We start from the raw sequence: 9486 nt of genomic DNA, 5'->3' as shown, positions 1-9486 counted from the left end.
ACTTCACGTTGTTGCACGACGACGTGATGGACCGGGACACCACCCGCCGGCACCGGCCGACGGCCTGGACCGTGTTCGGGGACACCGACGCGATCCTCGCCGGGGACGCCCTCCAGGCGCTGGCCCTGCGGCTGCTCGCCGAGGACCCGCACCCGGCCTCCGTCCCGGCCGCGGCCCGGCTCGCGGCCTGCGTGGTGGAGCTGTGCGAGGGCCAGCACGCGGACACCGACCTGGAGCAGCGCGCTCCGGACGCGGTGACGCTGGACGAGGTGCTCGCCATGGCCGAGGCCAAGACCGGCGCGCTGCTGGGCTGCGCGTGCGCGCTCGGCGCGCTGTACGCGGGAGCCGGTGCGGAGGAGGTGGCCGCCCTGGACGGCTTCGGCCGTCAGGCCGGGCTCGCCTTCCAGCTGATCGACGACGTGATCGGTATATGGGGAGACCCGCGGCACACCGGCAAGCCGGCCGGCGCGGATCTCGCCGCCCGCAAGAAGTCCCTGCCGGTGGTGGCGGCGCTCACCTCCGGCGCGCCGGAGGCGTCCGAGCTGGCCGCGCTGTACGGGAAGCCCTACCTCGCCGAGGAGGCGGAGGCCGGGGAGATCGCGCGTACGGCACTGGCGGTGGAGCGGGCCGGCGGCCGGGACTGGGCGCAGGCCGAGGCGGCCGACCGGATGGCCCGTGCCATGCAGGAACTGGCCCGCGCGGTCCCCGACCCGGAGGCGGCGGGCGGTCTGCTGGCGCTCGCCGAGTTCGTCACCCGGCGCAGCAGCTGAGCGCCGTCCCGGCCGGCGGCCGGGAGGACCCGGAGTCTCGAGGTCCGTGTGGCTCCTGACCCCGCACGGCCGACGGAGGCTCCGGCCGGGGGCCCCGCGCACCCCCACAGTGCGCGGGGCCACCGCTTTCCGCTCCTGGTCCGGGCGGCGGGATGTGACGAGGGCGCCTACGCTGAGGGCATGGGCGGCGAGGAATCCGTCTGTCCCGTCTGCGGACAGCCCGTGGAAACGGTCGTCAAGCGGCACAAGACGTTGGGCGCCTGGGTGCCGGTCTGGGGCCGCGGCCCGTGCCGCAACCCCGACTGCGCGGCGTACACCGGCTCCGACGGCCCGGAGAGCGACCGGCCGGCCAACGCCGGCACCGGACGTCCCACCGCGCCCGAATCCGACCCTGGTCCTCCCCATGGCCCGGGCCGGCCCGCCGGGATGCGGAACGGCCGCGGCCGAGCGACGGAGTGGCCGGGGACGCCGTGAACCGGGGCGGGTCGGCGGCCGGGGAGGCCGTAGCGTGGGTGGATGCCGAAACTGCCGTACATCCTGCACATCACCGAACGCTCCCTGTGGGAGGCGGCGCGTGAGCGCGGTGCCTACGAGCTGTCCACCCGGGGGCGCACCCTGCGGGAGGAGGGCTTCATCCACTTCTCCAGCCGCGAGCAGCTCCCACGCGTCGCCGAATTCCTCTACGGCGGCTACGACGGCCCCGACGAGCTGGTCGTCCTGGTCGTGGACCCGGCCCGGGCCGGGGCGCCGGTGCGCTACGAGGCCGTCGAGCCGGGCGGGGAGGAGTTCCCGCACCTGTACGGGCCCCTGCCGGCCGAGGCCGTGGTGGACGTGGAGCCCTGGGGCTGAACCCTGGGGCTGAACCGGGCCGGTCCACCGCCCGGCCGGTCGCGTCAGCTCGCCGGGCGTTCGATGAAACGGAGCTGGTTGCCCGCCGGGTCCCGGAAGGCGCAGTCCCGGACCCCGTACGGCTGGTCCATCGGCTCCTGGAGCACGTCGGCGCCGGACTCCCGCACCCGCTCGTACAGCGCGTCGCAGTCGGGCGTGGTGAAGATGACCCCGCGCAACAGGCCTTTGGCGAGGAGTTCGCCCAGGGCCTGCTTGTCCGCGGGCGAGGCGTCCGGGCTGGCGTCCGGCGGCTCCAGCACGATCTCCACGTCCGGCTGCAGCGGGGAGCCCACGGTCACCCAGCGCATCCCCTCGAAGCCCACGTCGTTGCGGATCTCCATGCCCAGCACATCGCGGTAGAAGGCGATGGCCTTGTCATGGTCGTCCACCGCGAGGAAACACTGCGCGAGTTTCACGTCCATGGGCTCACCCTAGATCCGCCCGGCATCCCGCGCCTCAGTACGGGCGGCGGCGCGGCCGGGTCAGCCTGCGGGCGACGCACGGCGGGATCGCGGCGCTCTCCTCGTGGTCGCGGGCGCGGTAGGCGCTGGGCGTCTCGCCGACCAGCTCGGTGAAGCGGGAACTGAAGGAACCGAGGGAGGTGCAGCCGACGGCGAGGCACACCTCGGTCACGGTGAGGTCGCCCCGGCGCAGCAGGGTCTTGGCCCGCTCGATCCGGCGGGTCATGAGATAGCCGTACGGGGTCTCGCCGAACGCCTTGCGGAAGCTGCGCTGGAAGTGACCCGGGGACATCAGGGCGTCGCGGGCCAGCTCGGTCATGTCGAGCGGCTCGGCGTACTCCCGGTCCATACGGTCCCGCACGCGCCGCAGCCGTCTCAGGTCCTCCAGTGCCGTCATCCGCCCAGCCTCCCACAGCCGGGTCCGGGGTCACCGGGAAAAAACCGCACCCGGTCCGCGGTCGCGCCGTGGTGGGCGCGGGTCCGCGGACCGGGTGCGGTCGGGAGGTGCTCAGGCGGTCAGGCCTGCTTGGTCTCCCAGAAGATCTTCGCGATCTGCTCGATGTAGTCCAGAGCCTTCTGGCCGGTCGCCGGGTCGGTGGACGCCTTGGCGGCCGAGAGGGCCTTCAGGGTGTCGTTGACCAGCTGGTGCAGCTCCGGGTACTTCTCGAAGTGCGGCGCCTTGAAGTAGTCGCTCCACAGCACGGAGACGTGGTGCTTCGCGAGCTCCGCGCGCTGCTCCTTGATGACGGTGGCGCGAGCCTGGAAGTGGGGGTCGTCATTGCCGGCCATCTTCTCCTGGACGGCCTTCACCGACTCCGCCTCGATGCGGGCCTGGGCCGGGTCGTACACGCCGCAGGGCAGGTCGCAGTGGGCGCTGACCTTGACCTTGGGGGCAAACAGGCGGGAAAGCATGGAGCATTCCTTCCTCGTGATCGTCTTCTCAGGTGCGACATTACTCCCTGAGGAACGCGATTTCTCGGCTGCCCCCTAGGGCTTAGGACAAAAGTCCAGGGTGAGACTGAGACTGGTGGAGGAACGGACCGGGGAGGTGCCGGGGATGCCGGAACTGTCGCAGGAGACCGAGCGGGGAAGGGGGGCGGCGCCCTTCGGGCTGGCGGAGGTGACCGGCCCGTCCATGGTGCCCACGCTGCACCACGGCGACCAGCTGCTGGTGCGGTACGGGGGTGTGGTGCGGCCCGGTGACGTGGTGGTCCTGCGCCATCCCTTCCAGCAGGACCTGCTGGTGGTCAAGCGGGCGGTGGAGCGGCGCGACGGCGGCTGGTGGGTGCTCGGGGACAACCCGTACGCGGGCGGGGACAGCACGGACTACGGGGTGGTGCCCGAGGAACTGATCCTGGGCAAGGCGTTGTTCCGGTTCCGGCCGGCCGGAGCCGGTCAGCGGTCGCCGCTCGCGCTGGCGCGCTGGGCGCTCTCGGCGGTCCGCCCGTTGCTGCCCGACCGGTCGGCCTCCAGGCGTTTGCGGGCACGGTAGGCGGCCACGTTGGCGCGGGTGGCGCAGCGGTCCGAGCAGTAGCGGCGGGAGCGGTTGGTGGAGGTGTCCAGGTAGGCGTTGCGGCACGGGGCCGCCTGGCACAGGCCGAGGCGGTCGACGCCGTACTCGGTGAGGTGGAAGGCGAGGCCCATCGCCGCGATCGCCGCGTAGCCGGCGGTGGCGTTGGAGGGGTGGTCGGCCAGGTGCATGTGCCACAGCGGCCGGCCGTCGTCGTCCCGGTGGTCGTGCCCGGAGATCTGCGGGCTGACCGGGAACTCCAGCAGCAGCGAGTTGAGCAGGTCCACGGCCAGGGTCTCGTCGCCCTGGTCGGCGGCCTCGAAGACCGCGCGCAGCCGCGCCCGGACCGAGCGGAAGCGGGTGACGTCGGCCTCCGTGGCGCGGCGGGCGGCCGACGCGTTGACGCCGAAGAGGTCGCGGACGGCCTCGACCGTGGTCAGGGTGTCCTTGCCCCGGGCCGGTTCCTCGGTGTTGACGAGACGTACGGCGTAATCCGAGTAATAGGCCAGTTCCACTTGTAGTCCTTACGCGGGCGTCTTATGGTCGGATCTGCGGTCGGGTAAGAGCCGGTCGTGCTTCCAGGGTATTACGCGAGAGAGGGGAGTCGGCTTTCATGACGACGAGTACCGGAACCGACTGGGCGGCCTGGCAGGAGAGCTGGGACCGGCAGCAGGAGTGGTACATGCCGGACCGCGAGGAACGCTTCCGGATCATGCTCGACATGGTCGAGGCGCTCGTGGGCACGGCACCGCGCGTGCTCGACCTGGCCTGCGGCACCGGCAGCATCACCGCCCGGCTGCTCCGCCGCTTCCCCGAGGCCACCAGCACCGGCGTCGACCTGGACCCGGCGCTGCTCGCCATCGCGCACGGCACCTTCGACGGCGACGACCGCGTCCGGCTCGTCACCGCCGACCTCAAGGACCCCGACTGGCCGGCCGAGCTGCCGTACGACTCCTACGACGCGGTGCTCACCGCGACCGCCCTGCACTGGCTGCACGCCGAACCCCTCGCGGCCCTCTACGGCCGGATCGCGGGACTGGTCCGCGACGGCGGTGTCTTCATGAACGCGGATCACATGATCGACGAGACCACCCCCCGGATCAACGAGGCCGAGCGCGCCCAGCGGCACGCCCGCATGGAACAGGCCAGGCGGGACGGTGCCCTGGACTGGGCCGACTGGTGGCAGCTGGCGGCGAAGGACCCGGTCCTCGCCGAGCCGACCGCCCGCCGCTTCGAGATCTACGGCGAGCACGCGGACGGCGACACGCCCTCCGCCCGGTGGCACGCGCGCGTGCTGCGCGAGAAGGGGTTCACCGAGGCCAGGCCGGTGTGGTGCTCCCCGTCGGACACGCTGCTGCTCGCGCTGAAGTAGGCGGACGGGCGTGAGGGGCGGCACGGACGGCCCGTACCGCCCCTCACGCGCGGCTCACAGCACCTTGGACAGGAACGACTGCGTCCGCTCGTGCCGCGGGTTGGTCAGCACGTCCCTGGGGTGGCCGGATTCGACCACCACACCGCCGTCCATGAAGACCAGGCTGTCGCCCACCTCGCGGGCGAAGCCCATCTCGTGGGTCACGACGACCATGGTCATGCCCGACTCGGCGAGGTCCCGCATGACGTCCAGGACGTCACCGACCAGCTCCGGGTCAAGGGCCGAGGTCGGCTCGTCGAACAGCATCAGCTTCGGTTCCATCGCCAGCGCCCGGGCGATCGCCACCCGCTGCTGCTGGCCGCCGGAGAGCTGGGAGGGGTAGTGCCCGGCCCGGTCGGCCAGGCCCACGCGCTCCAGCAGCTGCATGGCCCGCTCCCGGGCCTCGCCACGGCTTGCCCCCTTCACCTGGACCGGCGCCTCCATGACGTTCTCCACGGCCGTCATGTGCGGGAACAGGTTGAAGCGCTGGAAGACCATGCCGATGTCGCGCCGCTTCATGGCGACCTCGCGGTCCCGCAGCTCGTACAGCTTGTCGCCCTGCTGGCGGTAGCCGACCAGCTCGCCGTCGACGTACAGCCGCCCGGCGTTGATCTTCTCCAGGTGGTTGATGCAGCGCAGGAAGGTCGACTTGCCGGAGCCGGAGGGGCCGATCAGGCAGAACACCTCGCCCGGCTTCACCTCCAGGTCGATGCCCTTGAGCACCTCGACCTGGCCGAAGGACTTATGCACGCCCTCCGCCCTGACCATGGGGACCGCGTCCCGGGCCGGGGCGTCCTGCGTCTTGCTCAGCTTGTCGGTCATGCCGTGACCTTCCTGCTGGAGAAGGTCGTCAGATTCTTCTTCACCTTCTGCCACGGGGTCGGGGGGAGGGTGCGGCTGGAGCCGCGGGCGTAGTACCGCTCCAGGTAGTACTGGCCCACGCTCAGCACCGAGGTCATGATCAGGTACCAGGCCGCGGCGAGGAAGTACATCTCCACCGGGGCGCCGGAGTTCTGGCCGATGTCCTGGGCGTAGCGGAAGAGTTCCGAGAACTGGACGGCCGCCACGAGCGAGGTCGTCTTCAGCATGTTGATCACTTCGTTGCCCGTCGGCGGCACGATCACCCGCATCGCCTGCGGGATCACCACCCGGCGCAGGGTCTTGCCGTGGCTCATGCCGAGCGCGTGGGCCGCCTCGGTCTGGCCCTCGTCCACCGCGAGCAGACCGGCCCGGCAGATCTCGGCCATGTACGCCGCCTCGTTCAGACCCAGGCCGAGCAGCGCCGTCAGCAGCGGCGTCATGAAGCTCGACCAGTAGTCCTTGTAGATCGGCATCAGGTTGATGTACTCGAAGACCAGGCCCAGGTTGAACCACAGGAACAGCTGGACCAGGACCGGGGTGCCGCGGAAGAACCAGATGTAGAACCAGGCGATCGCCGAGGTCACCGGGTTCTTCGACAGCCGCATCACCGCCAGGATGATGCCGCCGACGATGCCGATCAGCATCGACAGGACCGTCAGCAGGAGGGTCTTGCCGACACCGGTCATGATCCGGTCGTCGAAGAAGTAGTCGGGAACCGCGTGCCAGTTGATCTTGCCCTGGGCGAACGCGTAAACGATCGCGACGAGGACCGCGATCGCGATGACGGCGGTGACGTACCGTCCGTAGTGCCGGACCGGGATGGCCTTGATGGCCTCGGCGCCGGCCGGGGGCGCGTCCTTCGGACCCGCCGTCTTGTCGATGTCAGTCACGGGGAGTGCCTCTCGGTGGCCGCTGCTTGCAGGTCGCGGGTCACTTGCCGCCGTTGACGACGGCCTGCTTGACGGCGCCGTCCTGGGCGCCCCACTTCTCGAGGATCTTCTGGTACTCGCCGTTCTTGATGAGCGCGTCCATCGCCGCCTTGAGGGCGTCCCGCAGCTGGGTCTCGTTCTTGGAGACCGCGATGCCGTACGGGGCCGCCTCGACCTGGTCGCCGACCAGCTCGAAGTCCTTGCCGCCGCCGGAGGTCTTCACGGCGTACGCGGCGACCGGGAAGTCGGCGGACACGGCGTCCACGCCGCCCGAGCGCAGCCGGGTCTGGGCCTGCTGGTTGTCGTCGAACGCCTCGATGGAGAGCTTCTCGCCCTTCGGACACTTCTCGGCCTGCTTCTTGGCCAGGTCGTCCGAGGTGGTACCGCGCTGCACGGCCAGCTTCTTGCCGCACAGGTCGTCCCAGGTCTTTATGCCCTGGGTGTCTCCCTTGCGGGTGTATATGGAGACACCGGCGGTCAGATAGTCGACGAAGTCGACGCCCTCGCCGACGTGCTTGCCGGTATCGGGGTCGACGCCCTCCTGACGGTTCTTGTTGTCCGTCATCGCCGACATCGCGATGTCGTACCGGTCCGAACGCAGACCGGTGAGCAGGGCGTCGAACGTGCCGTTCTGGAACTCGAACGTCACCCCGAGCTGCTTGCCCAGGGCCTCCGCCAGGTCCGGGTCCAGGCCGACCACCTTGCCGGTGGAGTCCTTGTACTCCACGGGGGCGTACGCGATGTCCGATCCGACCCGGATCTTGCCCTTGCCCCGGATGTCCTGCGGGAGCTTGCCGGCGAGCGGGGCGTTGCCGGCGGACGCGCTGCCGGAGTCCTTGTTCTTGTCCTTCGTCTGGTCACCGCAGCCGGTGAGCAGCAGGGCGCCTGCGACCGCGATCGCACCGACCGCGGCAAGACGGGAGCGCGCGGCGGTGGTACGACGGGTGGAGCTTGCGGTCATCGTGGTTCCTCCGGCGGATGGGAAGAGTTGCCGATGGGTCGACGGAAACACACACCTTCGGGTGTCGCGACCTCGTGGGTTTACGGCATCTTGCCATTCGGACTACGCCATTCAAGGGAATCGCTATGTCAAAATCGGATAACGGGTGACTCCCGAATCGGATCAGGTCGGTACAACCTTGGTCCATAGCCGCAGGACCATCTGCGGTAATCCGCTCCTCCGGCCGGAGAATCTTCGGCGTGTCTCACCATGTGGTCAGCCGGGCCCCTGTGCGGCCTGCGCGATTTCAAGCCATTTCGGTCCGTCGGCCGCACGTCACCTCCCCGTCGCCCACCCGTTCCGGGATGTGACCTTGGACCTATTGGACTCGTCGTGGGCACCGTCCGTCCGGTAAGAAGGTTCTTTACACCCCTCATCCGGGGCTCAGGGCGCGTGTGCGGCGCGCCCGTCGCGTACGGCCTCGCACGTATCAGCAAACGGGCCGTACGCGGTGCCCGCCCACCCCTCACCAGGAGTGGTCGACCCTCAAACCATGCATACCTAAGGGGTAAGACAAAGTGGCAGCGGAGATCGTCAATCCTCGCAGCGACAGCACAACGGACCAGGACGGCGGGGCCGAGCCCCTCGATTCCTTCGATCCGGCGTTCGCGCTGCACCGCGGCGGCAAGATGGCCGTGCAGGCCACCGTGCCGGTCCGCGACAAGGACGACCTTTCCCTCGCGTACACGCCCGGCGTCGCGCGCGTGTGCACCGCGATCGCGGAACAGCCGGAGCTGGTCAACGACTACACGTGGAAATCCAATGTGGTCGCCGTCGTCACCGACGGTACGGCCGTGCTCGGGCTCGGGGACATCGGTCCCCAGGCCTCCCTCCCCGTGATGGAGGGCAAGGCCATCCTCTTCAAGCAGTTCGGTGGCGTGGACGCGGTCCCGATCGCCCTCGACTGCACCGACGTCGACGACATCGTGGAGACCGTCGTCCGGCTCGCTCCCTCCTTCGGCGGAGTGAACCTGGAGGACATCTCGGCCCCCCGGTGCTTCGAGATCGAGCGCCGGCTCCAGGAGCGGCTGGACATCCCGGTCTTCCACGACGACCAGCACGGCACGGCCGTCGTGACGCTCGCGGCGCTGCGCAACGCGGCGCGGCTGAGCGGACGCGAGATCGGGCAGCTGCGGGCCGTCATCTCGGGCGCCGGCGCGGCCGGTGTCGCCATCGCCAAGATGCTGGTCGAGGCCGGCATCGGTGACGTGGCGGTGACGGACCGCAAGGGCATCGTGTCGGCGGACCGGGACGACCTGACCCCGGTCAAGCGCGAGCTGGCCGGATTCACCAACAAGGCCGGCCTGACCGGTTCGCTGGAGAACGCCCTGGCGGGTGCGGACGTCTTCATCGGCGTCTCCGGCGGTACGGTCCCGGAGGAGGCCGTGGCCTCCATGGCGGAGGGCGCCTTCGTGTTCGCGATGGCCAACCCGAACCCCGAGGTGCACCCCGACGTCGCGCGCAAGTACGCGGCGGTCGTCGCCACCGGGCGCTCGGACTTCCCCAACCAGATCAACAACGTGCTGGCCTTCCCCGGCATCTTCGCCGGCGCGCTCCAGGTGCGGGCCACGCGGATCACGGAGGGCATGAAGATCGCCGCCGCGGAGGCGCTGGCCGCGGTGGTCGGTGACGACCTCGCCGCCGACTACGTGATCC

13 protein-coding genes are annotated in these 9486 nt (G+C 70.3%); 6 read left to right on the top strand and 7 right to left on the bottom strand.

The annotated features are described in order from the left end of the window. The 3 genes from H5J33_RS13915 to H5J33_RS13910 all read left to right on the top strand — a co-directional run. A partial coding sequence (locus H5J33_RS13915) for a polyprenyl synthetase family protein (RefSeq protein WP_181795216.1) occupies positions 1 to 770 on the top strand: 770 nt, incomplete at its 5' end. A gap of 180 nt (positions 771 to 950) precedes the next feature. Beyond that, on the top strand, positions 951 to 1244 hold the full coding sequence (locus H5J33_RS37450) for a hypothetical protein (RefSeq protein ID WP_258565055.1): 294 nt from the start codon (positions 951 to 953) through the stop codon (positions 1242 to 1244). Between the two features lie 42 nt (positions 1245 to 1286). Further along, positions 1287 to 1619 (top strand): DUF952 domain-containing protein, encoded by a 333-nt coding sequence (locus tag H5J33_RS13910; protein ID WP_181795215.1) that lies wholly within the window; start codon positions 1287 to 1289, stop codon positions 1617 to 1619. Positions 1620 to 1663: 44 nt separating this feature from the next. Here the strand turns inward: H5J33_RS13910 and H5J33_RS13905 are convergent, their stop codons facing one another. From H5J33_RS13905 to sodN, 3 genes are all read right to left on the bottom strand, one after another. Next, the gene (locus H5J33_RS13905; protein WP_030609850.1) at positions 1664 to 2080 is read right to left on the bottom strand and encodes a VOC family protein; all 417 of its coding nucleotides are present in this window, start codon (positions 2078 to 2080) and stop codon (positions 1664 to 1666) included. Positions 2081 to 2114: 34 nt separating this feature from the next. Then, positions 2115 to 2516: a helix-turn-helix transcriptional regulator gene (locus H5J33_RS13900; RefSeq protein WP_030609853.1), complete on the bottom strand. Its 402-nt coding sequence runs from the start codon at positions 2514 to 2516 to the stop codon at positions 2115 to 2117. A 119-nt stretch (positions 2517 to 2635) separates the two neighbouring features. Beyond that, positions 2636 to 3031 carry a superoxide dismutase, Ni gene (sodN, locus tag H5J33_RS13895; RefSeq protein ID WP_030794683.1) on the bottom strand — a complete coding sequence of 132 codons (396 nt, stop codon included), beginning with the start codon at positions 3029 to 3031 and terminating at the stop codon, positions 2636 to 2638. Positions 3032 to 3176: 145 nt separating this feature from the next. Between sodN and sodX the strand changes: the two genes are divergently transcribed. Next, positions 3177 to 3611 (top strand): nickel-type superoxide dismutase maturation protease, encoded by a 435-nt coding sequence (gene sodX, locus H5J33_RS13890; RefSeq protein WP_181795218.1) that lies wholly within the window; start codon positions 3177 to 3179, stop codon positions 3609 to 3611. On the opposite strand, the gene H5J33_RS13885 is transcribed toward sodX, so the two are convergent. Beyond that, positions 3515 to 4144: an ABATE domain-containing protein gene (locus H5J33_RS13885; RefSeq protein ID WP_181795214.1), complete on the bottom strand. Its 630-nt coding sequence runs from the start codon at positions 4142 to 4144 to the stop codon at positions 3515 to 3517. The genes sodX and H5J33_RS13885 overlap by 97 nt on opposite strands. A 98-nt stretch (positions 4145 to 4242) precedes the next feature. Here H5J33_RS13885 and H5J33_RS13880 point away from each other — a divergent pair, with 98 nt between their 5' ends. After that, complete coding sequence (locus H5J33_RS13880; protein ID WP_181795213.1) at positions 4243 to 5001, top strand: trans-aconitate 2-methyltransferase; 759 nt, start codon at positions 4243 to 4245, stop codon at positions 4999 to 5001. 54 nt (positions 5002 to 5055) lie between these two features. On the opposite strand, the gene H5J33_RS13875 is transcribed toward H5J33_RS13880, so the two are convergent. The 3 genes from H5J33_RS13875 to H5J33_RS13865 are packed head-to-tail and all read right to left on the bottom strand — an operon-like array spanning position 5056 to position 7791. After that, positions 5056 to 5862, bottom strand: coding sequence for an amino acid ABC transporter ATP-binding protein (locus tag H5J33_RS13875; RefSeq protein ID WP_309485398.1), 807 nt, complete (start codon positions 5860 to 5862; stop codon positions 5056 to 5058). Next, a complete protein-coding gene (locus H5J33_RS13870) occupies positions 5859 to 6791 on the bottom strand; it encodes an amino acid ABC transporter permease (protein WP_181795212.1) in 933 nt (310 codons plus the stop codon). Before H5J33_RS13870 ends, H5J33_RS13875 begins: the two co-directional genes overlap by 4 nt. A 40-nt stretch (positions 6792 to 6831) precedes the next feature. Then, on the bottom strand, positions 6832 to 7791 hold the full coding sequence (locus H5J33_RS13865; protein WP_181795211.1) for an ABC transporter substrate-binding protein: 960 nt from the start codon (positions 7789 to 7791) through the stop codon (positions 6832 to 6834). Between the two features lie 557 nt (positions 7792 to 8348). Here H5J33_RS13865 and H5J33_RS13860 point away from each other — a divergent pair. Further along, positions 8349 to 9486 (top strand): NADP-dependent malic enzyme (locus tag H5J33_RS13860; protein ID WP_181795210.1); only part of this gene is annotated, 1138 nt, incomplete at its 3' end.

The sequence above is a fragment of the Streptomyces sp. WELS2 genome (assembly GCF_013870595.1).
GTDB lineage: Bacteria > Actinomycetota > Actinomycetes > Streptomycetales > Streptomycetaceae > Streptomyces.
This window is presented reverse-complemented; position numbering and strand designations above follow the sequence as displayed.

What these genes read in the sequence shown, in the direction of transcription:
- H5J33_RS37450 (WP_258565055.1), top strand. Translation starts at nt 951, where the DNA reads ATGGGCGGCGAGGAATCCGTCTGTCCCGTCTGCGGACAGCCCGTGGAA.
- H5J33_RS13910 (WP_181795215.1), top strand. Translation starts at nt 1,287, where the DNA reads ATGCCGAAACTGCCGTACATCCTGCACATCACCGAACGCTCCCTGTGG.
- H5J33_RS13905 (WP_030609850.1), bottom strand. Translation starts at nt 2,080, where the DNA reads ATGGACGTGAAACTCGCGCAGTGTTTCCTCGCGGTGGACGACCATGAC.
- H5J33_RS13900 (WP_030609853.1), bottom strand. Translation starts at nt 2,516, where the DNA reads ATGACGGCACTGGAGGACCTGAGACGGCTGCGGCGCGTGCGGGACCGT.
- sodN (WP_030794683.1), bottom strand. Translation starts at nt 3,031, where the DNA reads ATGCTTTCCCGCCTGTTTGCCCCCAAGGTCAAGGTCAGCGCCCACTGC.
- sodX (WP_181795218.1), top strand. Translation starts at nt 3,177, where the DNA reads ATGCCGGAACTGTCGCAGGAGACCGAGCGGGGAAGGGGGGCGGCGCCC.
- H5J33_RS13880 (WP_181795213.1), top strand. Translation starts at nt 4,243, where the DNA reads ATGACGACGAGTACCGGAACCGACTGGGCGGCCTGGCAGGAGAGCTGG.
- H5J33_RS13875 (WP_309485398.1), bottom strand. Translation starts at nt 5,862, where the DNA reads ATGACCGACAAGCTGAGCAAGACGCAGGACGCCCCGGCCCGGGACGCG.
- H5J33_RS13865 (WP_181795211.1), bottom strand. Translation starts at nt 7,791, where the DNA reads ATGACCGCAAGCTCCACCCGTCGTACCACCGCCGCGCGCTCCCGTCTT.